Genomic DNA, 25613 nt, shown 5'->3' on the forward strand with positions numbered 1-25613 from the left:
GTTTCAAAACAGTAAGGAGGGCATAAATGAACATACTTATTTCTAATGATGATGGCGTTTATTCCAACGGAATATATGAGCTGGCAAAGAGAATGGCCAGGTTAGGCAAAGTTACTGTAGTTGCCCCGGATAGGGAACAAAGTGCAATAGGTCATGCTATAACCATGCACCAGCCATTAAGGTGCAGGAAAATAAAGCTTCATGAACTTGATATTGATGCATGGTGGGTGAACGGGACACCCGCAGACTGTATAAAGCTGGGTGTGGAAACACTATTGGAGGCAAGACCTGATCTTATTATATCTGGAATAAATGATGGTGAGAACCTGGGAACGGATGTAATATATTCAGGTACCGTGTCAGCAGCTATTGAAGGCTCTATTTTTAATATACCGTCGATAGCTGTATCTTATGAAAAGCATGGAGAAACTGACTTCTCACTTGCAGCTGAGGCAGCTGTAAATATGATAGAGGAAGTATTGAAGCTTGCATCAGAAGACAAAATATTGTTGAATATAAATATTCCCGAGATTGAGAATATTAATGAATTGAAGGGTATAAAGATAACAAAGCTGGGAGTGAAAAAGTATAGGAATAATTTCGAGGAACGGAAAGACCCCCGGGGGAACAGTTACTACTGGCTTGCCGGGGAGCTTATTGAAGATGAGAATGGGGAGGATACGGACATTTATGCTGTAAGGAATGGATTTGCATCAATAACTCCTTTGCATGTTGATCTCACAGGGTATGAGGATATAAACAGGCTTAAGGAGTGGAAGTTCAAATAGGATTATCAGCCCTGATTCGGTTTCCCACATAAGAAGTTATGTACCCAACTATTCTTATAAGGAATCCAAGGACTACTAACTCATTGCCAGAAATATTATTAATAACTGTCTGATCAGCAGTTTTACCTTTTTCAGCTTTCAACTTGCTTAATCTTGTTGATGAGGTATATGCGAGGATGATTGTCGCCGCAAGGAAAAGCAGAACAACTACAATTACCAGTTCATTGATTGTAGTTGCCTGAGCAACTGCACTATCACCGGAAGCTTGTGTTACTTCGGGACAGAGTATTTTTTGTTCTGCTTTAGAGTTTACATACATAGCTATCAGAGTTCCGATAAGAAAAAGTACATCGCTTACTTTATCTTTTTGGATTAATTCCAGATTAAATAAATCATCCTGACTGATGGTTTTTATATCAGGCATACTATCCCCCCTTTTTATAATATGAAAATTTCGAGGCTAGTGATTTATATTTCATATTAAAGATAAACAATAATGAAGGGAGCTAGCAGCAGAATGCAAAAAGAAGACCATTTAATTTAGTAATAATTACAAATATATTTGGTTTTCAATATTGCATTAGACTTTATTATAATATATACTAAAAAATGAAGGGAAAATTGCAGATTATTTATTTTAACAGCAAAAATGAAATAAAAGTTGCATTAGTCTCAAAAGATTGTTTTTGGAGGTCGGGGAAAATGGAAAAGAAAGATGTCAAGGCAGGGGAAATAGCTAACGACAAAGTAGTAATCATACCTTCGTGGTGCAAGGGCTGCGGTATCTGCGTCGCTTTTTGTCCCACAAAAGCTCTGGCACTGGAAAATGACAAGGTGGTTATGAAGGATCCTGATAAGTGTATACAATGCGGAATGTGTGAGCTCAGGTGTCCCGATTATGCAATATACTTGGGGAGGAAGAAGAATGAAAAGCAAGTTTAGGTTAATGCAAGGAAATGAAGCTTGTGTTGAAGGTGCAATAGCTGCTGGAATGAAATTCTATGCAGGATATCCAATAACACCATCAACAGAAATGGCGGAACTATCTGCAGAAAAGCTTCCTCGAATAGGCGGAAAATTTCTACAGATGGAAGATGAAATAGCAGGAATGGCAGCAGTTATAGGAGCTTCACTTACAGGTGTAAAGAGCATGACTGCAACAAGCGGTCCTGGATTTTCACTCAAGCAGGAGAATATAGGCTATGCTGCAATCGCAGAGGTGCCTTGTGTAATAGTAAACGTACAAAGAGGAGGCCCAAGCACAGGCATGCCTACGTCACCAGCTCAGGGAGACGTGATGCAGGCGCGTTGGGGTACTCATGGAGACCATCCTGTTATAGCGCTTACGCCGTCGTCAGTTAGAGAAACCTTTGATCTGACAGTAAAGGCTTTTAATATGGCAGAAAAATATAGAACTCCAGTAATACTTCTTATGGATGAAGTTATTGGTCACATGAGAGAGAAAGTACAATTACCTGATCTTTCAGAAATTGAAATTATAGATAGAAAGAGACCGAACTGCAGCAGCGAGGAGTATTTGCCATACAAGGCAGAAGAAGACTTGGTGCCCCCTATGGCTGACTTCGGTACTGGTTATAGATATCATGTCACAGGACTTGTACATGACGAAACAGGTTTTCCGAGCAATAGCACAGCAGTTGCTGATAAACTCATAAGAAGGCTTTCTGACAAAGTAGAAATGCATAGAGATGATATAGAGTCATGGGAAGAAGAAAATACGGAAGATGCTGAAATACTTATACTATCCTACGGTTGTGTAGCCAGGTCAGCTAAAGCAGCAATGAAGACACTCCGCAGTAAGGGTATTAAGGTGGGTATATTTAGACCAATTACAATTTGGCCTTTCCCCGAAAAAAGGCTTAGAGAGTTGGCTGAAAAGGTTAAGACAATCGTAGTACCTGAAATGAATTTGGGACAACTGGTACTTGAAGTTGAAAGAATATGCAATAATATAGCTAAAATCGAAAGATTAAACAAGGTTAGTTGTGAAATCATATATCCTGAAGAGATAATCAGGAAGATAGAGGAGGTACTCTAAAATGCCCAGCACTTTAATTGAGAATTATTTTAGAACCGATAAGCTTCCACAGATATGGTGCCCAGGCTGCGGTCATGGAACCATTACAAGATCGATAGCATTGGCTATAGAAAAAGCTGGTCTTGATAAAGATAAAGTATGCATCGTTTCAGGCATTGGCTGTTCATCAAGAGCACCGGGATATCTTGATTTCAATACACTTCATACCACTCATGGACGTGCCTTGGCATTTGCTACAGGAATAAAAATGGCAAAGCCGGACACTAAGGTAATAGTAATAATGGGTGACGGCGATGCAACTGCTATAGGCGGAAACCACTTTATACATGCTTGCAGGAGGAATATCGGCATTACAGCGATTATTTACAATAATAATATATATGGAATGACAGGTGGCCAGTACTCTCCCACAACTCCTAAGTTTGACAAGGGAACCACAGCTCCATACGGAAACATAGACAAGGCTTTTGACATATGCAACCTGGCAGCATCAGCAGGCGCTACTTATGTAGGAAGAGCTACTGCATACCATGCTAACCTTTTGACATCACTTGTTCAAAACGCTTTAAATAATGAAGGCTTCTCTCTTATAGAAGCAATGAGCATGTGCCCAACTTATTACGGAAGAAAGAACAAGAAGGGCAGTGCAGTAGATATGATGGAATGGCAGAAGAACAATGCAGTTAATGTCTCTGCGGCTTCAAAGTTATCTCCTCAGGCACTTGAAGGCAAATTCCTCATTGGTGAGTTTAAGAACAGTCCAGAACCAGAGTATACCAGTGAGTATCAGAAGATTGTCGATAAATTGGTGAAGGAGAGATAGTAATGGATAGATATGAGGTCAGACTTAGCGGATCCGGCGGACAGGGGTTGCTGCTGGCAGGAATAATACTTGCAGAAGGTGCTATAAACGACGGAAAGAACTCAATACAGACACAGTCTTATGGTCCTGAAGCAAGAGGCGGCGCAAGTAAATCAGAAGTTATAATATCCAGTGACTCTATTGACTTTCCGAAGGTAAGAAACTGCGACATACTTTTGGCTTTGACGCAAAAGTCTTACGAACAGTACAGCGAAGGTCTTAGAGATGACGGAATACTTATTATAGATAGCTCAGTAACTGTAGAGGCAAAGGGAAACAAAAAAATATACAGTGTGCCTATTTTGGATACAGCTGTAAAGGAACTGGGTAAGCCTATGGTTACCAACATTGTTGCACTTGGTGCAATAGTTGAGATAACAAAGGTGGTTACAAAAGATTCATTGGAGAAAGCTGTACTCGACAGAGTTCCAAAGGGTACAGAAGAGCTTAATAGGAAAGCACTTTCCCTGGGATACGACATTGCCAAAAATTCAATGCTGTAATTGGAGAGAGATGTTATGAGTGAAGTTTTAGATTTAATGAGGGTTATTCAAACGAACTTCCATAGGCTGAGCAAAGGGCAAAAGATAATTGCCCAATACATAATGAATAATTATGACAAAGCAGCATTTATGACTGCTGCAAAGCTTGGCGAAAAAGTTGGAGTAAGTGAGTCCACTGTGGTGAGGTTTGCAAATGCAATAGGATATATAGGCTATCCCCAACTGCAGAAGCAGCTGCAGGAAATGGTAAAGACCAAGCTTACTACTGTGCAAAGAATTGAAATGAGTTCTGACTATACAAATAAAGACAGCGTTCTAAAGAATATACTGAAGTCAGATATGGAAAATATACGGGCTACCATGGAAGAAATCGACAATGTAAGCTTTGAGCGAGCTGTGGAAAGCATATCAGAAGCAAAGAGCATTTATATCATTGGCTTGAGAAGTTCTACTGCACTTTCTGAATTCTTAGGCTTTTACCTTAACCTCATTAGAGATAATGTTCATGTTGTAACATATACAATAGGAGATATATTTGAGCAGCTATTTAGAATAAATGAAAATGATCTTGTCATTGCAATAGGTTTTCCGAGATACTCCGCCAGAACGGTAAAGGCCTTGGAGTATGTGAAATTAAGGAAGGCCAAGACTATTGCAGTAACGGACAGCATGCTTTCTCCACTGTGCTCATACGCTGATTATACTCTTATTGCAAAGAGTAACATGGAGTCCTTTGTAGACTCAATTGTAGCACCTATGAGTGTACTGAACGCACTTATAGTAGCTGTTGGCATAAAGGAGAAGCAGAATATATCAACCTCCTTTGCAAGCCTTGAGGAGATATGGAATAAATACAATATATTTTCAGTGGACAAGGATGAATAAGTAATACATTATCGAAATCCTGCTTTGTATAAAGCAGGATTTTTTTCGTTAATATGTGTTATAATAATATGGAAAATTGAGGGGGGATTCAATGACAAGGCTTTATCTCGTAAGACACGGTGAAACTGAGTGGAATAAAGCAAGCAAGGTACAGGGCAGAACTGACATAGAGCTCAGTTGTGAAGGTATAAAGCAGGCGCAGCTTCTTGCAGAAAGACTTGCAAGGGAGAATATAGATTACATATACTCCAGCAGCTTAAAAAGGGCCTTAAAAACAGCTGAGATAATAGCTGACTACAAAAGCTGCGGCATTGTTAAATCAGAAGAATATCATGAGATTTGCCTAGGTCCATGGGAAGGCATGACAATAAACGAAATACGGGAAAAATACAGCGAGCATTTCAGGGTTTACAAAGAAGATCCTGCTAATTTCAAGCTGCCGGGTGCAGAAACCTTCATGAATCTTACTGAACGCACATATAACGCTATTATTGAAATAGTAAGGAAACACAAGGGGAGCAATATACTTCTGGTATCTCATGGTACGGCTATTAAGGCTGCCATAATCAGGATATTGGGAATAGACATTGTAAACTATACAAAATTCAGAATTGATAACGTTTCTATATCTATAATAGACTTTCCGGAGGATATGCCGGAAAAGCCTGTAGTATTATGTTTGAATGATACCAGCCACTTGAAGGAAGCTTAAGTGGAACAGCAGGAAAGGATGATTTGTTTGAAATACGATGTGGTAGTCATTGGGGGAGGCCCTGCGGGAATGATAGCTGCAGGTACAGCTGCTTCAATGGGCAGAAAGACCATACTCATAGAAAAGAATGAGAAGCTTGGGAAAAAGCTGTTTATTACCGGAAAAGGAAGATGTAATGTAACTAACTCAGCTGATTTTGATGAATTCATGAAGAACATACCTAAGAATTCTAAATTTTTTTACAGCTCATTTAATGGTTTTTCAAATAATGACTTAATTGGATTATTGGAGGCTCTTGGACTTAAGGTCAAGGTGGAGAGAGGCGGCAGGGTCTTTCCGGAATCGGATAAATCAAGCGATGTAATAAAAGCTTTTGAACGATATATGAGCAAATACAAGGTTGAGGTAAAGCTTAACAGCAAGGTATCGAGCATCAGGCAGGAGGACGGCATAATAAGCGGAGTCCAGCTTAGCAATGGAGAGCTCTTAGAATGCAGCTCTGTCATTATATGTACAGGCGGGGTATCTTACCCTCAAACAGGATCAACTGGTGACGGGTATGAAATAGCCAGAAGGGCAGGGCATAGTATAACCGAGCTTATGCCTTCGCTGGTGCCGCTTGTTGCAGGAGAAGCATTTATCAAGGATTTGCAGGGGCTTTCCCTAAAGAATGTGGCAATTAAGGCTATTGCTGATGGAAAGATTCTATATGAGGACTTCGGAGAAATGATTTTCACACATTATGGGTTATCCGGTCCTATCATACTATCTGCAAGCTTTTATGTTTCGGATTATCTTCGCAAGAAAAAGGAAATCAAGATATCAATAGATCTTAAACCGGCTCTTTCTGAAGAAGAACTTGATAAGAGGATAATCCGGGATTTTGAAAAGAACACCAACAAGCAGTTCAAGAACTCTCTTGATGAGTTGTTTCCCCAAAAGCTGATACCCGTTATTATTACACTTTCGGGAATTGATGAATCGAAAGAAGTGCATCAGATTACAAAACTGGAGAGAAAAGCCTTTGTTAAGCTGATAAAGGGCTTTACTGTCACTATATCCGGCACAAGGCCTATTGAAGAGGCCATAGTTACCACCGGTGGCATCAATTTGAAGGAAATTAGTCCAAAGACAATGGAATCAAAGCTTGTTAAAGGATTGTATTTTGCAGGCGAGATAATCGACCTTGACGCTTTTACAGGAGGCTTTAACCTGCAAATCGCATTTTCCACAGGTTATGCCGCAGGTTTAAACGCATAGTGCTTTTTAACACAACCGATCTCATGAATTCAAGTGTTAAAAAGGCACTTCATCTGTCTGGTGCCTCGCCTGCCCTAGAAGTGATAAACTTTATGAGGCACCATTTGTATAAACACCTCCCTAAATAGGAATTATCTAGATATAGCGCAATAGAATATACGCGTTATATCCATAGAGATTTGAAGGAGGAATACAATTGAACGATGGCTTTAATAGCTGGTGGAGCAGGATTAATACAATAATAAGCAAGGGGCTTGTTTTACTTTTTACCGCGCTTATTTTATCCCAGTTCCTGCTTATGAACCATACAGTAAAAACTTTTATAAGCAGGACGGATAAGCTGGAGGGGAAATCCATAGCCGACAGCCAGTTATTCATAAAAAGGGGAGAAATAGAGATTTCAATTGAGAGTGATTTATCTCTAATTCCATATTCAAGGCCTCTGGTATTTTATGTTAATGGAGTCGAAGCTGCATCTACTGCAGGCAAATCCATTAAGCTTCAGGTAAAGGACAGTGATGTAATAGAGGTTAGTGGTGAGGAATACAACGAAATAGTAATACTAAGAGTTACGTCAGTATCGGAAGATATCATAGTGCCAGAGCTCGGGAAACTCATTTATGTGAATAATAATCTTGTGATGATTGACCGTGTAAGGCTGAAGTAACCCGTCCAAGTCAAAAGCTTTTATTTTGAGGAGTATTCTGGTAAAATATAATATGTCAGCGCACAAATAAACGCAACAAAAGATGTTTAGGGGGATACCCATGATGGATTTTAAAGTCATAGCTATAGACGGGCCTGCAGGAGCAGGTAAGAGTACCATAGCAAAAAAGCTTGCCGACAGGATTGGATACACCTACATTGACTCAGGCGCAATGTACAGGGCACTTACATTGAAGGTGCTGAGGGAAGATATTCCGCTGAAGGAACTGGACAGCATTATAAGCTTGGCGGTTAAAACAGATATAGACTTTAGGAATAACAGCATCTATCTTGATGGAATACTTGCAGATGCAGAGATAAGGGAAGAGAACGTAAGTAGGAATGTATCCTATATAGCAGCTATACCTGAGGTTAGAAAGCTGATGGTAAAGCTTCAGAGGAGAATTTCAAAAAATAAGAATGTTGTAATGGATGGTCGTGATGTGGGAACAGTTATATTTCCTTCTGCCTATATCAAATTATACGTAACTGCTTCTGTAGATGAAAGAGCCGCAAGAAGATATAATGAGTTGAAGCAGAAGGGTTTTACTGCTGAAATCCAAGATATAAAAATGCAGATAGAAAAAAGAGACTTTATCGACTCTACCAGAGAGGATTCGCCTCTGGCTGTGGCAGATGATGCAGTAATAATAGATACTACAGGAGAAAGTGTAGAAGAAATCCTTGGTGATATTATTTCAATTATTGAGTCAAGAGGGGGAGGTATAAATGCTGTATAGCTTTGCCAGGGTATTATTAGTACCGATATTCTTATTCTTTTATAATTATAGAGTAATAGGAAGAGATAATGTCCCAAAGGATGGGGGCTATATCGTCTGTGCAAATCATGTAAGTGCTATTGATCCAATACTCGTAGGTGTTTCACTTCGAAGAAGAATGTATTTCATGGCCAAGTCTGAATTATTCAAAAATGTATTTTTGGGAACTCTATTGAATTGGATTAGTGTATTTCCAGTTAAAAGAGGGGAAGCCGATATCGGAAGCATAAAAACATCACTTAAGCTTTTGAAAAGTGGAAAGATACTTGGACTTTTTCCGGAGGGTACAAGGAATAAGACTGGTGGGGTAGTGGCTGAGCCAGGTATCGCAATGCTTGCAGTAAAGTCACAGGTTCCCGTTTTACCAGTTGCAATTATAAGCAGTTATAAATTTTTTAAGAGAACAAAGGTTATAATAGGGAAACCCATAGAGCTTACTGAATACCATGGAAAAAAGCTTTTAAATGAAGATTATCTTAAAATAAGTCTTGATATAATGAATATTATTAATGATCTTAAGAGGGAAAAGCAAAATGAAATTGATTCTTGATGAAAACGCCGGCTTCTGCTTTGGAGTAAAGAATGCCGTGGATAAAGCCTTCAAGGAAGTAGATAATAAGAGAGATAGAAAGATTTTCACGTACGGACCGCTTATTCATAACAATCAGGTTATAAACAAGCTTAAAGAATGTGGAGTCCAATCAATAAATGAGATTGATGAGATAACAAACGAGGAAGCAGAGCTGATAATCCGTTCTCATGGAATAGCTGAAGAAAAATATAGGATGTTCGAGGAAAAGGGTTTTAAGTATATTGATTGCACTTGTCCCTATGTCTCGGCTATACATAAAAAAGTAAAAGATTATTATCAAAAAGGATATAAAATATTCATTATTGGAGATAAAGACCATCCTGAAGTCATTGGAACCAACGGATGGTGCGGTTATTCAGCACACATCCTGGATGATGAAAAAGTAGTAGACAAACTCCCTATATATGATAAAATATGTGTAGTTGCACAAACTACAATTACAAAAAGAATTTGGGACAGCGTAGTGGATGCAATTCAGAAAAAGTATAAAGACGCAATAATATTTAATACAATTTGCAGCGCAACTGAGAAAAGGCAGGAATCAGCAGAACAGCTTTCGAAGGAAGTAGATTGCATGCTAGTAATCGGAAGCAAAGAAAGTTCGAATACGAATAAGCTTTACCATACATGCAAAGAAAACTGTGAAAATGCTTATCATATTGAGAATGCAGAGGATTTGCCGTTAGATGCGTTGAAGAAATTCATGAAGGTTGGAATAACAGCGGGTGCATCCACACCTGATTGGGTAATTAAGGAGGTTATCGGAAAGATGCAAGAGATTAACGACAACATGATTGAGAATCAGGAAAGTACCATCGAGAATCACGAAGGTATGATCGAGAATCAGGAAACTATGATGGAAGAGTATGAGAAGACCATGAAGAGTGTTTACGCAGGTGACACTGTAAAGGGAACCGTAATCATGGTTACGGATAATGAGGTCATGGTCAATATTGGATATAAATCCGACGGTATAATAAAGAAGGAAGACTACACCTGGGAGCCTGACGTTAACTTGAAAGACCTTGTAAAAGCAGGGGATGAAATAGAAGTAGTCGTTGTTAACATTAATGATGGTGAAGGAAATGTAGTGCTCTCAAAGAAACTTTTTGATGCAGAGAAGAATTGGCATAAGATTGAAGCTGCATTTAACGAAAAGACACCTATTGAAGGTATAGTTAGGGAAATAGTAAGAGGCGGCGCGATAGTTGAACTTATGGGAATAAGAGGGTTCATGCCCGCATCTCATTTTGACATAAGATACTCAGAAGATCTTAGCGGCTATGTAAATACCAGGGTAACTGTAAATGTTATAGAATATGACCCTGAAAAGAGGAAGGTTGTTGTTTCAAGAAAGCTCCTCTTAAAGAAAGAGCAAGAGATAAAGGAAAAGGCAGTATGGGAGACTATTGAAGCAGGACAGAGATTAACCGGAGAGGTTAAGAGACTCACTGACTTTGGAGCGTTTGTAGATATCGGTGGAGTAGATGGCCTCATACACATATCTGAATTGTCATGGTCCAGGGTTAAGCATCCTTCTGAGGTTGTTAAACCAGGAAACAAGGTAGAGGTGGTTGTATTGTCAGTTGACAAGGATAAGAGGAAAATTTCCCTTGGGCTTAAACAGACATTGCCTGAGCCTTGGACTGCTGCCGGAGACAAGTATAAAGTCGGTGACATTGTAGAAGTGAAAGTATTAAGGTTCTCGAACTTCGGAGCCTTTGTAGAGCTCGAACCGGGCATAGATGGTCTCGTTCACATTTCACAGATATCTGATAAGAGAATTTCTAAGCCAGCAGATGTACTGAATATCGGCGAAACTGTTAAAGCAAAGATAATAGACCTAAAACCTGAAGAAAAGAAAATAAGCTTAAGCATCAAAGAGCTTATAGAAACAACAGAAGAGTAAAAGCAGAATCCTTCTTTATATAAAGGAGGATTTTTCTATGTTTAAATTTGATGTCAATAAGTTCAGTCCCCAAGGTGTCAGTGAAGTTATGTATTTTTTTAATTTCCATGTATAATTCTATTAATATTGTCAACAATAATATTGACCTCACAAAATACATTGAGACCCCCTTTACATTATATTTTCGTGATATGTAAAAATATCACGACTTTTTTTTCTTTTTGCATTATGATAGAATTAAATGTAAATAAGCAGAATTAATTGTCGTAAGAATGCATCACATTAAAATATTGCTTAAGGAGAAATGTAATGCTTACAAACTATGAAGGATTCAAAGAAAAAATTCTAAAGCTTACAAAGATTGACCTTTCCAGCTATAAGGAACGTCAGATGAGAAGAAGGATAGATTCGCTTATCAGGAGGAACAATTATGACGATTATGATGAGTACTACAAAGCGCTGACGCAGAATACAAAGCTTTATAATGAGTTTATTAATTACCTAACTATAAATGTATCTGAATTTTACAGAAATCCTGCACAGTGGGAGATGCTGGAAAAAGAAATAATGCCCAGCATAATGAAGCTTAATAAAAAGCCCAAAATCTGGAGCGCTGCATGCTCCACGGGAGAAGAGCCTTATTCCCTCGCCATGATGATGAGCAGGTTCGTGGACTTGAGCAATTTGAAAATAATAGCCACAGACATTGATGATGGTGCTGTTACCAAGGCAAAGAATGGCATGTATGTGCCCAAAAGCCTTGTGAATCTTCCTAAGGATTTCGTAAGCAACTACTTCACGAAGGTTGGGGAGAATTATAAGATAAGCGACAAGGTTAAGAACTGTATTGAGTTTAAGCATCATAACCTGCTTCTGGATAGTTATCCGGATAACTGCGACCTTATAGTATGCAGAAATGTGATGATTTACTTTACAGAAGAAGCAAAAGCACTGATGTACAATAAGTTCAGGGACTCATTGAACAGCAATGGAGTACTGTTTGTAGGCAGTACAGAGCAGATAATACTTCCCCAGAGATATAAGCTGGAACCTGTAAAGACATTCTTCTATAAAAGAAGTGTACAAGCATAAAAGGGACGGAAACCACTGAAGACACGGATGTTGCACGGATTTACACGGAAAGTTTATAATTGTTTTAGATAATAACGAGGTTATCGATATACGCGGTTTTATCGATGGCCTTTTTATTTCTATATTAATAATCCCGCCGTGTATTCAGTGAATTTCAGTGTGTTCCGTGGTTTTCGTACCCTTTTCAAAAATAAAAAAACGCAGTTCTCACTACGTTAAGTTCTCTAAATGGTGCCTTGGGGCGGAATCGAACCACCGACACGAGGATTTTCAGTCCTCTGCTCTACCGACTGAGCTACCAAGGCATTATGGTGGGCCTTCAGGGACTCGAACCCCGGACCAACCGGTTATGAGCCGGTTGCTCTAACCAACTGAGCTAAAGGCCCAAATGCGGCAACGAATATTATTATATATTAAAACTTGCTTTTAGTCAACATAAAAAGATATAATTAATAAAAAAATTATTCGCAGCAGCAAGCTTTAATCAATAATAAATTCAAAATCAAATTATATATTATGAAGCTTCAAAATATAATATACTATACGTTTTGCGAAATACCCTTTGCTTTGTCCCATCGAATTTCGCAAAAAGTTTCCTTAGCATTATTGAATTCGCACTTTGCCCAATTTATATTCTTTAGTGCGTTCAATTTTTACGTTTTGTGAGTACCTATTGTTGATTGGAGTGGATATAATGCAGACAAGGTTAGAAAGCAAATTCACCTCGAATATCACCCATGATGAAAGTTTAATGCTTGCTGAAGTGTTGAAGCATTATGACCTGAATATTGAACAAGTGGACAAAGTAAGAAGTGCATTCAAGGTTTTCTCTGACAAAGGGATATTTTGCCTGAAACGTGTTAGTCACGGCTATGTAAAAGCTAAAAAAAGTTTTTATATAATGATGCACCTTAAGGAAAGAGGAAGCGAAAACATCGTAGATTATTATTACACTAAAGATGGAAAGGCTTTTATAAAGCGCAAGGATGCAGCCTTCTATCTTACTTACTGGATTGACGGCAGGGAAACAAGCTTTTCGTCTATAGATGAGATATTGAGATGTTCTGAATTATTGTCCAATTTTCATAATCAAGCAAAAGGCTTTGAAGCGCCAAGGCATGTAAAAATCAAGTCTCATACGAGCAAGTGGAAAAAGACCTTTACGAAATGCAGGAATGAATTGGGTAAATTCAAGGAATTTATCGACAAGCTTAAACTAAAAGCAGAGTTAGATTATACATATAGAAGCAGTATTGACTTTTTCCGGAAAGAAGCAGAGCTAGCCATAAGAATTCTAGACCACAGCAGATACAATGAGCTTTGCGATTACTACATAAATGAGCGATATGTATGCCATGACAGTTATTATTATCAAAACATATTGATTGACAATGACGACAGATTATTTATCGTTGACTTGGAATCCAGCCAATATGATATCCCGGTGAGTGACCTGGGAAAGTTTATTCGAAGGATACTATCAAAGAAAAAGTTCAGATGGGATTTTGATTTATGCAGAAAAATAATTGAAAGCTATAGCAAAGTGCGTCCAATGACGAAGGCGGAATATGAAATACTTTTAGCACTGCTTATTTTTCCTCATAAGTTCTGGAAATTGGGTAAAAAAAGATATGTAAAGAGCAAGAAATGGAACGAGGATAAGTACAGGAAAAAGCTTCGCAGGCTGCTTCGAGAGAGAGAATACAAGAGGGAGTTTATATATTGCTATATCAATTTTTATAATTTGGAAATCGATTATGACCCGGAAATAATTGAATTGTGATAAATATAAAACAAAAAGGCTTCATCGAAGCCTTTAATTTTTCGTTTAAGTGGTCGGGGCGACAGGATTTGAACCTGCGACCTCTTGGTCCCGAACCAAGCACGCTACCAAACTGCGCTACGCCCCGAGGATAACAATATAAATGATATAACGAAAAGCCTTTATTGTCAATAGGATTTGCTTACAAAAAAGTCCGCGAATAAAGGGGAAAAGATAGTTTTTGTAGAATATATTATTTACTATTATGTATGCATTTATAATAATTTCGGAGGTGCTATATGAAGCTTACTTTTTGTGGTGCAGCAGGTACTGTCACTGGATCGTGCCATCTTCTGGAGATGGAGAATAATAAAATACTTTTAGATAACGGCATGTTCCAAGGTGGAAGTGAAGCTGATGAAATGAATTATGAACAATTCAGATTCAACCCATCAGAAATTGATATTTTGATACTTTCTCATGCACATATTGACCACAGTGGAAGGGTACCACAGCTGGTGAAACGAGGTTTCAAGGGCAAAATAATAACTTCCTTCCCGACTTTTGAGCTCTGCAAAATAATGCTTCCGGATAGTGCATTCATACAGGAGTCCGAAGCAGAATGGCAAAATAGAAAGAGACAAAGAGCAGGTAAAGGAATAGTAGAACCTATATACACTGTGAAGGATGCAGAGGAATCATTGAAGCTGTTTCAGCCAGTAGAATATAAAAAACTTACTGAGCTTGGTCCGAATATCACAGTACGGTTCATGGATGCAGGACATATTCTAGGGTCTTCTATAATTGAGATGTGGGTAAGAGAAAACGGCGAGGAGTTCAAGATAGTATTTTCTGGAGATCTTGGGAATAAAAATGCACCTATAATTAAAGACCCTACTATAATAGAGGATGCTGACTATGTAATAATGGAATCTACTTATGGGGACAGACTTCATAAGGATGCTCAAAACAAGAATTTGCTTTTACAGGATATTATTACGGAAACGCTGAAGAGGAAAGGCAATGTGGTTATTCCATCTTTTGCTATAGAAAGAACTCAGGAAATATTGTATGTTCTTAATATGCTCAAGGAAGCAAAGGATTCCAACATAAGGAATGTTCCAGTATATGTCGACAGTCCTTTAGCAATTAATGCGACTAAAATATTCCAAACCTCCTTGCCATATATGGATGAGGAAGCTCAAAAACTCATCAAAGCTGGAGATAATCCCTTCGAATTCTCCAACTTGATCTTCACACAGACTGCTGATGAGTCTAAAGCGATAAACTTTAACAAGAGCAGCAGCATCATAATATCTGCCAGTGGCATGTGTGAAGCAGGGAGAATAAAGCATCACCTAAAGCATAATCTTTGGCGTGAAGACTCAAGTGTTGTGTTTGTCGGCTATCAGGCGAAGAACACCTTAGGCAGAAGAATTAGGGATGGAGAAAAGACTGTAAAGATTTTCGGCGAGGAAATTGGAGTCAAGTGTAAGATATATTCTATCGAAGGATTTTCAGGTCATGCAGATCAGAAGGGCCTTTTAGAATGGATTGGTGCATTTAAGAAAAAACCTGCAAAGGTATTTTTGGTACACGGAGAAGAAGAAGCATTAAAAGAGCTTTCAAGGAGAATTGAGACTGACTTTGGGATATCGAATGAAATCGCACAGCTGGGACAAACAATAGAGTTGACTGCTACAACACATAGGCAAGTTGTCGTGGATAGATCTGCCAATCAAAAGGAAGGCTTGAAAAATTCAGTATCTGGTATAAGAAGAGAGTTCAATGATACATTGGATGATTTACTGCTATCGCTTTCTGATAAAGAAGATATCAAGATGGACACTTTGCTTTATACAATAGAAAAACTTCAAGCTGCATTAGCTGATGTCAAAAAGGAAATTAGTTAGCAGCCCTTTGCATATATTTTTATTGCACTCACACAATATTCTCAGGAGGGAATAATATGCTGAGTACATTTAGAAATGAAGAACTTGTCAAAGTCCAAGGAAAGATTTACCCTGTTGTTGGTGGTAGATTGAGGCTTGCTCACGACGAAAACAAAAGTTTGTCTATAGAAACCAGCGTTGTGCAATATACAGAAGAAACAACTGTGATTCAGGCTGCAGTCAAGACTGAAAAAGGAACTTTTACCGGCTTGGGCAACGCTTCGGTTAAAAGAGACAAAGTTCTTTCCAATGCTATTCTTGAATTGGCTGAAACCAGAGCTATTGCAAGGGCACTTCGCTTTGCAGGCTATGGGGTTGAGTTTACAGGCTTTGAGGAAGTAAGAGCAAGCAAGAATCAATCAGATGAGGAACAGCATGAGCAAGGTGAGGAACAGAAAAAAACAGAAGGTGCAACAAAAGCTCAAATCAATACTATTTTTGCGATAGCAAAGGATCTTAATATGTCCAATGACGATCTAAGAGATCTTATACAGGATAAGACCGGAAAAAGCTTCAGCAAGGACCTCTCAAAGAGAGATGCAAACCAGATTATCAATATACTCAAGGAAAAAGCAATAATAGAAAGCCAAGGCAGCAAGCTTATGTAGTAAATATGAATATATATGTATAAATATGCACTATATGATAGAATATATGAAGATTTTATCAAATAGTGCATATTTATGTTTACAAATAAATAATTATACAATATAATAACAGAAAGGAATTTTTCAATTTATGTAGAATCTTAATCATAATGTTTCGAAGGGTTACAAGTATTTCAACCATTAAATCATATACATATCTAACTAGTCATTTTTCTAAATATTTTATATATATTTATACAGTAGGAGCTTATGCAATTAATACAGAAGAAGGGAGGACGTTATTAATCAATAATTAAAAAATTCGAGGAGGATAATTATGAAAAAGAAAGCAATAGCATTATTACTAATTTGTTTGTTTGTTGTTTCAATTGGGTTAACAGGGTGTGGAAACAGTGCTCCAGCTGCAGCTGCTGCAGGAGACACTATCAAAGTAGGCTGGATGGGATCACTGACAGGTGACCAGGCCGTATGGGGACAGTGCGAGTTAAATACAGTGAAAATGCTTTTTGAAGAAATCAATGCAAAAGGCGGAGTTCTTGGCAAAAATCTGGAAGTAATCGGATATGACACCAAAGGTGACCCACTGGAAGCAGTTAATGTTGCAAAAAGACTTACCGGGCAGGACAAAGTTGTAGCAATATTAGGACCAAACGCAAGTGGTAATGCTATACCGATAGCACCTGTACTTGAACAGGCAAAGGTTGCAGATATAGCCACAGTTGCAACTAACCCTAAGGTTACGGTTATTGATGGAAAAGTAAAACCTTATAACTACAGAGTATGTTTCATAGACCCATATCAAGGTGCAGTAGCTGCAGGTTACGCTATTGATGTTCTTAAAGCTAAGAATGCTGCAATTCTATATGACGTTGGAGACGATTATTCCCAGGGTCTTACACAGTTCTTTGAAGAGTATTTCGTAAAGAATGGCGGAAAAGTTGTAGTAAAAGAAGGCTTCAAGTCCGGAGACATTGACTTCAGACCGCAGCTTTCAAAAATAAAGGCTGCAAATCCTGATGTTATATTCATGCCATATTTCTTTAAGGAAGTAGCATTGAGCTCCAACCAGGCAAGAGAGCTTGGAATAACTGCAACTCTTATGGGCGGCGATGGATGGCCTTCAGAACAGCTTCTAAGTATGGCTAAGGATGCTGTAAACGGTTCTTACTTCGTAAACCACTTGGATTATGACGACCCTGATGTTCAGGACTTCAAGACCAGATACAAGACTAAGTACAGCAAGGATGTTGAGCTTAACGGTTACCTAGTGCATGATGCAGTTCTCATGCTTGAAGATGCTATAAAGAGCGCAGGGGAAGCGAACTCAGAAAAGATAGCTAAGGCGCTTGAGACTTCAGATATAAAGGGTATCACAGGTAAGATAAAGATAGGCAAGGATACACACAACCCTGAAGGCAAAGACGCAGCTATCATAAAGATAGTTGATGGCAAGTACGTATTCCAGCAGAAGTTTGCTGCACAATAAATACAACTGTAAGGAAGGCAACACAAACTAAGTGAATATAGAGCAGAAGGTCAAACCCTTCTGCTCTATATATATCGAGGAGAGGAAGAAAAATGACTCAGTTCTTGCAACAATTAATAAACGGTCTTTCCATAGGCAGTGTCTATGCATTGATGGCCGTGGGCTACTCTCTGGTTTACAGTATTATGAACTTCAGTAATTTTGCTCACGGCGGGGTAATAATGTTTGGTGCGTACTTTGGTTTCTTTTTTCTTACCCTTTATCATTTCCCTTTCCCTTTGGCTTTTATTGCATCTGCCGTATGCACTGCAATCTTGGCACTGGTTATTGAGAGAGTAGCCTATAAACCTCTGAGAGAAAGACGGGCACCATTTTTATATTTCATCATTTCTGCCATGGGTGCATCAATATTTCTGGAGAACTTGGTAATAGCCATTCCGGCCATTGGCCCGACCTTTAGGACCTACCCGGAGATATTCAGCAAGCAGCCCTTTAAAATAGGTGAGCTGGCAATTGGAAAGCTTGATACTATGATGTTCATGGTATCTGCAATATGTCTGATATTATTGATTTATATTATAGAGCATACAAAAATAGGCAAGGCAATACAGGCTACTTCCTACAATGTCAAAGCAAGTGCCTTAATGGGTGTCAATACTGACCTAATAATAGTTACGGTATTCGTTATGGGTGGATTCCTTGCGGGTATTGCAGGGGTGCTTTTTGGAATGAAATACACAGTATATCCGCAAATAGGTTTTATAACATTAAAATCCTTTATAGCTGCTGTTTTTGGCGGACTGGGAAGCCTGCAAGGAGCAGTAATAGGCTCTGTACTTCTTGGTATCATAGAAACCTTCACATCAGGGTATCTTTCATCCCAGTATAGGGATCTTATTGCATTTGCTCTTTTGATCACAGTTTTGGTAGTCAGGCCTATGGGACTCATGGGCAAGGTTACCGAGGATAAGGCATAAGGGGGTAAGGATATGAATAACGAATATGTAATAGGCATACTTACATTGGCAGGAATAAACCTTATGACTGTACTCGGATTATCACTGCTCACAGGGTTTACGGGACTGTTCTCCTTTGGACATGCGGGGTTCATGGCAATTGGCGGCTATACTACAGCAATGATGACAGTCAATTTTCATTGGCCCTTCATACCTGCGCTTATGGTTGGGGGACTTGCTGCTGCATTAGCGAGTGCATTAATAGGCAGAGCAACCTTGAACCTCAAGGGTGACTACTTTTGTATAGCAACCTTGGGATTCGGCGAGGCAATAAGACTTGTGCTGGACAATGTGCAGTATTTCGGCGGCGCAAGAGGCTGGCCTGGAATACCTTATTATACGAATATTTGGAATGTGCTTGGAATCAATATAGTAGCAATAATAGTACTCGCTAATCTAATACATTCGAGGCACGGCAGAAATATGATTGCTATTAGGGAAGAAGAACTCGCTTCACAGATAGTAGGCATCAATGTGTTTAAATATAAAATGATCGCGCTTATGATTAGTGCAGGCTATGCTGGTATTGCAGGAGGATTGCTGGGGCATTACATGACCTTCCTTCAGCCTAAGATGTTCAGTCTTGCAAAATCCACAGAGCTGACTATTATAGTTATATTCGGAGGACTTGGAAGCATATCGGGAAGCGTGCTGGGCGCACTGGTGCTTACATCACTGCCTGAAATACTCAGGGCTTTTTCCCAGTGGAGGCTTGTATTTTACGGTTTGGCAGTAATTTTCATTATGATTTCCAGACCTGAAGGATTGATGGGCGGTTATGAGCTAACTCCGTCCAGTATGAAAAAACTATACAACAGCCTTATATCCAGGCGCAAGGATAAGCTTTTGGACGCGGGAGGAGGTAAGTGATATGAGCATACTTGAACTTAAAGGACTGACCAAAACCTTTGGAGGCCTTACCGCTGTTGGAGATGTGAACTTTAGTGTAAATAAAGACAGCATCACAGGACTCATAGGACCTAATGGTGCCGGCAAGACTACAATTTTCAACCTGATAACCGGCGTATATAAGGTTACGAGCGGAAATGTAATATTTGAAGGTAAGGATATCACACGCAAGGAGCCTTATTTGATAGCCGAATCAGGCATAACAAGAACCTTCCAGAACATCAGGCTTTTCAAAAAGCTGTCTGTTTATGATAACGTATTTACAGCATGCCATTACAACGCCAATTATTCGATATTGGACTCTGTGCTAAGGCTGCCTAAATTCAGAAAACAGGAAAAGCAATTAAAGGAACAAGCTTCAGAGCTTATTGATATAATGGGTCTTGGAAGCAGAAAGGACCTCGTTGCCAACAATCTGCCCTACGGGCTTCAGAGAAGACTGGAAATAGCGAGGGCGCTGGCACTGATGCCGAAGCTGCTTCTTTTGGATGAGCCTGCTGCAGGTATGAATCCTGATGAAACTGAACAGTTAATGAAGCTCATTATAGAAATAAGAGAGAAATTCAACTTGACCATACTTATAATAGAGCATCATATGGATCTTATAATGGGTGTGTGTGAGGAAATAATGGTTCTTAATTTCGGCTGCAAGCTTGCAGAGGGTACCCCCAGTGATATACAGAACAACCACAAGGTTATTGAAGCATATTTGGGAGTGGAGGGGTAACTATGTTAAAAGTTAATAATTTGCAAGTTTACTATGGCGGCATACATGCATTAAAGGGAGTATCACTGGAAGTCAATAAAGGTGAGATAGTCACCATAATAGGTTCCAACGGTGCAGGAAAATCCACATTGCTCAATTCCGTATCAGGGTTTTTGAAGTACAAAGAAGGTGAGATAAGCTACAAGGGCAGCAAGCTGGGGAACAATCCCAGCAATATAGTGAGGATGGGAATCTGTCATGTGCCTGAGGGCAGACTCATATTTGCAAATCTTACTGTCAAAGACAACCTTATGATGGGGGCATTCTTAAGGAGTGACAAGAATGGTATAAAAGAAGACTTGGAAAAAGTATTTATTCTATTTCCGAGACTTGAGGAAAGAGAGAATCAGGCAGCTGGGACATTGAGCGGCGGTGAGCAGCAAATGCTTGCTATGGGCAGAGGACTTATGAGCAATCCTGAAATAATGCTGCTTGATGAGCCATCCCTTGGACTTGCACCTATACTTGTAAATACTGTCTTTGATATCATCGTGGATATAAGAAAGATGGGCAAAACCATTCTCCTGGTTGAGCAGAATGCATATAAGGCATTGTCCATAGCGGATAGAGCATATGTTCTGGAGCAGGGTAATATTACAGTCTCGGGATGGGCGAATGAAATAGCAGGTAATCCCAAAATACAGGAAGCCTATTTGGGGACAAAGAAATAAATTGTTGTTGAGAAGCTAAGCAGGCAGATTATACCTTAAAATAATAAAAAGACAAGGTGGCAATAAAAGAAGTGTCGCCTTGTCTTTTATTGTTATAAAATAGTTAATTATGGTATACTAAATATGAATATGGATGATGGGCAATAGGTAATAGACAATGGTCTGAATGCAGGGCTTTGGGGTTTTTAGAAGCTCATCACATGAGCAAAATAATAAAACTAGAGGTTGGATGATTATATGTCAGAAAGAAAAACAGCAGAGAAGATAGATAACAATGAGCTTTTAAGGCAAAAGCAGATTACACAAAGAATCAGAGAGAACAATGAGTTGGAACAACTGAAGACAGGTAAGCAGAAGTTTATGCATGTAATTACCTTTGGGTGCCAGCAGAACAACTCCGATTCGGAAAAAATAATGGGCATGCTTGCAGAAATGGGATATACCCATACGGAGAAGAAGGAACAAGCAGATGTAATTATAATAAATACCTGCTGTGTAAGGGAGAATGCCGAGCTAAAGCTATATGGCAATATCGGAGCCCTTAAAAAGCTTAAGGTAGACAACCCGGCACTCATTATAGGTGTGTGCGGCTGCATGATGCAGCAGGAACATGCTGTAGAGATGATAAGGAAGAAATACCGTCATGTGGATCTTGTATTCGGGACACACAACACATATAAGCTTCCGGAGCTGCTGGAACGTTCCATGGATGAGAAGTATACACTCATAGACATCCTGAACTCCGAAGGTACAATAATAGAAGATATACCTGTACTTAGAGAAGAAAAGTTTAAGGCTTGGGTTACCGTTATGTATGGGTGCAACAACTTTTGCTCATACTGCATAGTACCTCATGTAAGGGGCAGGGAGAGAAGCAGAAAGCCAGAAGATATTGTCAAGGAAATTGAGAATCTTGCTAAGGATAGCTGCAAGGAAGTGACTCTTCTTGGGCAGAATGTCAATTCCTACGGCAAGGACCTTGATATTGAATTGGATTTTGCTGACCTAATCAGGCTTGTTAACGATATAGAAGGAATCGAAAGAATAAGGTTCATGACCTCCCATCCTAAGGATATTTCAGAAAAGCTTATTCACGCCATTAGAGACTGCAGCAAGGTATGCGAGCATCTTCACCTTCCATTTCAGGCAGGGAGCAACGAAATTTTACGCAGGATGAATAGAAAGTACACAAAAGAGGAATACCTTAATAAGGTAATTAAGGTAAAACAGGAAATACCTGGAGTTGCTTTGAGCACAGATATAATTGTGGGATTTCCGGGGGAGACGGACGAGGACTTTGAAGAGACCCTTGATGTTTTACGACAGGTTGAATTTGACCAGGTGTTCATGTTTATATATTCAAGTCGAAAGGGCACTCCCGCTGCTGAAATAGAGGACCCGGCCAGCTATGAGGATAAGCACAGGAATTTTGAGAAGCTTGAAAAGCTTCAGAATGATATATCGAGAAAGATGAACGAAGCGTATCTTGGCAGAACTGTTGAAGTATTGGTGGATGGTACCAGTAAAAATGATCCATCTAAATATACAGGCAGGACAAGGACGGGAAAAGTAGTGAATTTCAGCGGTATAGACGGGATTGTTGGTAAACTTGTGAATGTTAGTATTAAAGAAATATATTCATGGTTCCTTAATGGGGAAATGGTTAATGAGGTGAAATAATTATGGCACAGTTGACGCCTATGATGCAGCAATACTTTGAAATTAAAAACCAGCATAAGGATAAAATATTATTCTTCAGGCTTGGGGACTTTTATGAGATGTTCTTCGAGGACGCACTAACCGCTTCCAAGGAGCTTGAAATTACTCTTACCGGAAGAGACTGCGGTCAGGAGGAAAAGGCTCCAATGTGCGGTATACCCTATCATGCCGCAGAGAACTATATAGCAAGACTTATTGAGAAGAACTACAAGGTGGCTATATGCGAGCAGGTGGAAGACCCTGCCCTTGCAAAAGGGATTGTACGCAGGGAGGTAATAAAGATAATAACTCCCGGTACTGTCATAGAAAGCTCAATGCTGGATGAGCGAAACAACAACTATCTGCTAAGCTTGTATTCGGACAGCAAGCATCTTGCATTATCCTATGTAGATCTTTCGACAGGAGAGTTCTACTGCACCTATGCTGATAATGGGGATGCAGCTAATATAAGGAATGAAATAACGAGGATTAATCCATCTGAGATAATTTCAAACCTAGAGCTGTCGGACATCAAAGCAGCATATTCTGCTTACAACTTATTGGACAAGAAGTATTACGATCATGAGGACTGCTCAAGGAGGCTCAAGAGACAGTTCGGAGTTTCCAGCCTTGAAGGGCTGGGTATAGACAGTGAATGTCTCTTAAGAAGCACCGGAGCAGTGCTTTTATACCTTGATGATATACAAAAGGTCCGCTTGGATAATATAAACTATATAAAGAGCTACAGCATAAGTAACTTCATGGTGCTGGACCAGAGCACCAGAAGAAACCTGGAGCTTTCTGAAACGATAAGAGGCAAATCCAAAAAGGGTGCGCTGCTTTCGGTAATTGACAGAACCTCCACAGCCATGGGAGGAAGAAAGTTAAAAGGCTGGCTTGAAAAGCCGCTTCTAAGCACTACTGAGATAAATGGCAGGTTGGATGCAGTAGATGAGCTCTTTAATGATTTCCTCAAAAGGGAAGAGATAAAGGAATACTTGAAAAGCATGTATGATATTGAAAGGCTGGCATCCAGGATTGCGTTGGGAAGTGCCAATGCGAAGGACCTAATAGCCTTCAGGAATTCGGTGCGCAATCTGCCGCATATTAAGAGCATGCTTTCTGGTTGTACAAGCAGTCTATTAAAGAATACTTATGATAATCTTGATATATTGGAGGATTTGTACCAGATAGTGGACAAATCAATTACTGAAGAACCGCCATTTACGCTTAAGGAAGGCAATCTCATTAAGGATGGTTATCTTCCGCAATTGGACGAAATACGCGTTGGTTCGGTAAACGGCAAGCAGTGGATTGCTGAGCTGGAACAGAAGGAAAAGGAACAGTCGGGTATTAAATCCTTGAAAATAGGCTTTAATAGGGTATTCGGCTACTATATAGATATTACAAAATCCAACTTATCCTCTGTGCCGGAGTATTTTATAAGGAAACAGACGCTTTCAAACTCTGAAAGATACATAACACCAGAGCTTAAGAAACTTGAGGATATGGTGCTTGGTGCGGAAGAAAAGCTTATAGAGCTGGAATACCAGACATTTATTGAAATAAGAAGTGATATAGCAGGGCATATAAAGAGAATACAGCAGACAGCCTCATTCCTTTCCGACCTTGACTGCATCTGCTCCTTGGCTGAAGTGTCGCAGAAATATAATTATGTTAGGCCAATAGTAAATAATGAAGATGTATTAATAATTGAAAAGGGCAGACACCCCGTGGTGGAAGCTCAGAATAGCGAACTTAAGTTCGTACCCAATGATACGCTTCTTGACAATGAAGAAAATAGGATGCTTATAATTACAGGACCCAATATGGCAGGTAAATCCACTTACATGAGGCAGGTGGCTCTTATAACCCTGATGGCTCAGATAGGCTGCTTTGTACCCGCAGCTAAGGCCGAAATCGGAGTAGTAGACCGGATATTCACCAGGGTAGGTGCTTCAGATGACCTTGCATCAGGACAGAGTACCTTCATGGTAGAGATGAGTGAGCTGGCCAATATAATAAATAATGCAACCAGCAAGAGCCTTGTAATACTTGACGAAATAGGAAGAGGAACCAGTACCTTCGATGGGTTGAGCATAGCCTGGTCGGTGGTGGAGTTTATAACTGACAAGGGAAAACTTGGAGCAAAGACCCTTTTTGCCACTCATTATCATGAGCTCACAGAGCTGGAGGACAAAATTGACGGAGTGAAGAACTACTGCGTTATGGTAGAGGAAAAAGGCAGGGATATAGTATTTCTAAGAAAAATAGCACGGGGCGGAGCCAGTGGCAGCTACGGCATACATGTGGCAAGACTTGCAGGTATACCGGAGCCTATTCTGGAAAGATCTTCAGAGATATTGTCCATACTCGAAAAGTCAGAGAAGAACAATCAGACTGATATATATGTGAGACACAAGAGAAAGAAGCCTTATATAAATGATAATGAGCCTAACCTTTTCAATTTTGCAGGATTCTCAATAGCTGATGAGCTTAAACTGCTTGATGTGGCCAATATGACGCCCATACAAGCTCTTAACAAGCTCATGGAGCTGCAGGATAAAGTTAAGGATCTATAACGAAACCTAAGAGGTGT

24 protein-coding genes and 3 tRNA genes are annotated in these 25613 nt (G+C 39.5%); 23 read left to right on the forward strand and 4 right to left on the reverse strand.

The genetic code is table 11. From position 1 onward, the window contains the following. Nucleotides 1-26 precede the first annotated feature (26 nt). Nucleotides 27-788: a 5'/3'-nucleotidase SurE gene (gene surE, locus VEB00_07620; protein ID HYF82882.1), complete on the forward strand. Its 762-nt coding sequence runs from the start codon at nucleotides 27-29 to the stop codon at nucleotides 786-788. Here surE and VEB00_07625 read toward each other — a convergent pair. Further along, complete coding sequence (locus VEB00_07625) at nucleotides 781-1212, reverse strand: hypothetical protein (protein ID HYF82883.1); 432 nt, start codon at nucleotides 1210-1212, stop codon at nucleotides 781-783. The genes surE and VEB00_07625 overlap by 8 nt on opposite strands. 278 nt (nucleotides 1213-1490) lie before the next feature. On the opposite strand from VEB00_07625, the gene VEB00_07630 reads away from it, so the two are divergent. The 12 genes from VEB00_07630 (at nucleotide 1491) to VEB00_07685 (ending at nucleotide 12146) form a co-directional block, all read left to right on the forward strand. Continuing rightward, nucleotides 1491-1730 (forward strand): 4Fe-4S binding protein, encoded by a 240-nt coding sequence (locus tag VEB00_07630; GenBank protein HYF82884.1) that lies wholly within the window; start codon nucleotides 1491-1493, stop codon nucleotides 1728-1730. Continuing rightward, nucleotides 1714-2847, forward strand: coding sequence for a 2-oxoacid:acceptor oxidoreductase subunit alpha (locus VEB00_07635; GenBank protein ID HYF82885.1), 1134 nt, complete (start codon nucleotides 1714-1716; stop codon nucleotides 2845-2847). The genes VEB00_07630 and VEB00_07635 overlap by 17 nt, the downstream gene beginning before the upstream one ends. 1 nt (nucleotide 2848) lies before the next feature. Further along, on the forward strand, nucleotides 2849-3670 hold the full coding sequence (locus VEB00_07640) for a 2-oxoacid:ferredoxin oxidoreductase subunit beta (GenBank protein HYF82886.1): 822 nt from the start codon (nucleotides 2849-2851) through the stop codon (nucleotides 3668-3670). 2 nt (nucleotides 3671-3672) lie between these two features. Beyond that, nucleotides 3673-4212, forward strand: coding sequence for a 2-oxoacid:acceptor oxidoreductase family protein (locus VEB00_07645; protein HYF82887.1), 540 nt, complete (start codon nucleotides 3673-3675; stop codon nucleotides 4210-4212). A gap of 15 nt (nucleotides 4213-4227) precedes the next feature. After that, a complete protein-coding gene (locus VEB00_07650; GenBank protein HYF82888.1) occupies nucleotides 4228-5097 on the forward strand; it encodes a MurR/RpiR family transcriptional regulator in 870 nt (289 codons plus the stop codon). 91 nt (nucleotides 5098-5188) lie between these two features. Then, nucleotides 5189-5809, forward strand: coding sequence for a histidine phosphatase family protein (locus VEB00_07655; protein ID HYF82889.1), 621 nt, complete (start codon nucleotides 5189-5191; stop codon nucleotides 5807-5809). A gap of 27 nt (nucleotides 5810-5836) precedes the next feature. Then, nucleotides 5837-7069, forward strand: coding sequence for an NAD(P)/FAD-dependent oxidoreductase (locus tag VEB00_07660; GenBank protein ID HYF82890.1), 1233 nt, complete (start codon nucleotides 5837-5839; stop codon nucleotides 7067-7069). A gap of 196 nt (nucleotides 7070-7265) precedes the next feature. Continuing rightward, nucleotides 7266-7736, forward strand: a complete 471-nt coding sequence (locus VEB00_07665; GenBank protein HYF82891.1) for a hypothetical protein — start codon at nucleotides 7266-7268, stop codon at nucleotides 7734-7736. A 100-nt stretch (nucleotides 7737-7836) separates the two neighbouring features. After that, nucleotides 7837-8514 (forward strand): (d)CMP kinase, encoded by a 678-nt coding sequence (gene cmk / locus VEB00_07670; GenBank protein HYF82892.1) that lies wholly within the window; start codon nucleotides 7837-7839, stop codon nucleotides 8512-8514. Continuing rightward, nucleotides 8504-9103 (forward strand): lysophospholipid acyltransferase family protein, encoded by a 600-nt coding sequence (locus VEB00_07675; GenBank protein HYF82893.1) that lies wholly within the window; start codon nucleotides 8504-8506, stop codon nucleotides 9101-9103. Before cmk ends, VEB00_07675 begins: the two co-directional genes overlap by 11 nt. Next, on the forward strand, nucleotides 9087-11054 hold the full coding sequence (locus VEB00_07680) for a bifunctional 4-hydroxy-3-methylbut-2-enyl diphosphate reductase/30S ribosomal protein S1 (protein ID HYF82894.1): 1968 nt from the start codon (nucleotides 9087-9089) through the stop codon (nucleotides 11052-11054). Before VEB00_07675 ends, VEB00_07680 begins: the two co-directional genes overlap by 17 nt. 309 nt (nucleotides 11055-11363) lie before the next feature. Next, nucleotides 11364-12146 carry a protein-glutamate O-methyltransferase CheR gene (locus VEB00_07685; protein HYF82895.1) on the forward strand — a complete coding sequence of 261 codons (783 nt, stop codon included), beginning with the start codon at nucleotides 11364-11366 and terminating at the stop codon, nucleotides 12144-12146. A 229-nt stretch (nucleotides 12147-12375) separates the two neighbouring features. Here the strand turns inward: VEB00_07685 and VEB00_07690 are convergent. Continuing rightward, nucleotides 12376-12451, reverse strand: a tRNA-Phe gene (locus VEB00_07690). A 4-nt stretch (nucleotides 12452-12455) separates the two neighbouring features. Next, a tRNA-Ile gene (locus VEB00_07695) sits at nucleotides 12456-12532 on the reverse strand. Between the two features lie 308 nt (nucleotides 12533-12840). On the opposite strand from VEB00_07695, the gene VEB00_07700 reads away from it, so the two are divergent. After that, nucleotides 12841-13929, forward strand: coding sequence for a CotS family spore coat protein (locus VEB00_07700; GenBank protein HYF82896.1), 1089 nt, complete (start codon nucleotides 12841-12843; stop codon nucleotides 13927-13929). Between the two features lie 50 nt (nucleotides 13930-13979). Here VEB00_07700 and VEB00_07705 read toward each other — a convergent pair. Beyond that, nucleotides 13980-14056: transfer RNA gene (locus VEB00_07705), tRNA-Pro, on the reverse strand. A gap of 151 nt (nucleotides 14057-14207) precedes the next feature. On the opposite strand from VEB00_07705, the gene VEB00_07710 reads away from it, so the two are divergent. The 9 genes from VEB00_07710 to mutS all read left to right on the forward strand — a co-directional run bounded on the left by VEB00_07710 (nucleotide 14208) and on the right by mutS (nucleotide 25596). Then, nucleotides 14208-15821 carry an MBL fold metallo-hydrolase gene (locus tag VEB00_07710; GenBank protein ID HYF82897.1) on the forward strand — a complete coding sequence of 538 codons (1614 nt, stop codon included), beginning with the start codon at nucleotides 14208-14210 and terminating at the stop codon, nucleotides 15819-15821. A gap of 56 nt (nucleotides 15822-15877) precedes the next feature. Continuing rightward, on the forward strand, nucleotides 15878-16468 hold the full coding sequence (locus VEB00_07715; protein ID HYF82898.1) for a hypothetical protein: 591 nt from the start codon (nucleotides 15878-15880) through the stop codon (nucleotides 16466-16468). Nucleotides 16469-16784: 316 nt separating this feature from the next. Next, a complete protein-coding gene (locus VEB00_07720) occupies nucleotides 16785-17954 on the forward strand; it encodes an ABC transporter substrate-binding protein (protein ID HYF82899.1) in 1170 nt (389 codons plus the stop codon). 92 nt (nucleotides 17955-18046) lie between these two features. Beyond that, the gene (locus tag VEB00_07725; GenBank protein ID HYF82900.1) at nucleotides 18047-18931 is read left to right on the forward strand and encodes a branched-chain amino acid ABC transporter permease; all 885 of its coding nucleotides are present in this window, start codon (nucleotides 18047-18049) and stop codon (nucleotides 18929-18931) included. A gap of 12 nt (nucleotides 18932-18943) precedes the next feature. Further along, nucleotides 18944-19840, forward strand: a complete 897-nt coding sequence (locus tag VEB00_07730) for a branched-chain amino acid ABC transporter permease (GenBank protein HYF82901.1) — start codon at nucleotides 18944-18946, stop codon at nucleotides 19838-19840. A 1-nt stretch (nucleotide 19841) separates the two neighbouring features. Next, nucleotides 19842-20606, forward strand: coding sequence for an ABC transporter ATP-binding protein (locus tag VEB00_07735; protein HYF82902.1), 765 nt, complete (start codon nucleotides 19842-19844; stop codon nucleotides 20604-20606). Nucleotides 20607-20608: 2 nt separating this feature from the next. Beyond that, complete coding sequence (locus VEB00_07740; protein HYF82903.1) at nucleotides 20609-21316, forward strand: ABC transporter ATP-binding protein; 708 nt, start codon at nucleotides 20609-20611, stop codon at nucleotides 21314-21316. 237 nt (nucleotides 21317-21553) lie between these two features. Next, nucleotides 21554-22996, forward strand: a complete 1443-nt coding sequence (miaB, locus tag VEB00_07745; GenBank protein HYF82904.1) for a tRNA (N6-isopentenyl adenosine(37)-C2)-methylthiotransferase MiaB — start codon at nucleotides 21554-21556, stop codon at nucleotides 22994-22996. 2 nt (nucleotides 22997-22998) lie between these two features. Continuing rightward, nucleotides 22999-25596 carry a DNA mismatch repair protein MutS gene (gene mutS / locus VEB00_07750; GenBank protein ID HYF82905.1) on the forward strand — a complete coding sequence of 866 codons (2598 nt, stop codon included), beginning with the start codon at nucleotides 22999-23001 and terminating at the stop codon, nucleotides 25594-25596. Nucleotides 25597-25613: the final 17 nt, after the last annotated feature.

This window comes from Clostridia bacterium, from assembly GCA_035628995.1.
In the GTDB taxonomy this organism is placed as follows: domain Bacteria; phylum Bacillota; class Clostridia; order Lutisporales; family Lutisporaceae; genus BRH-c25.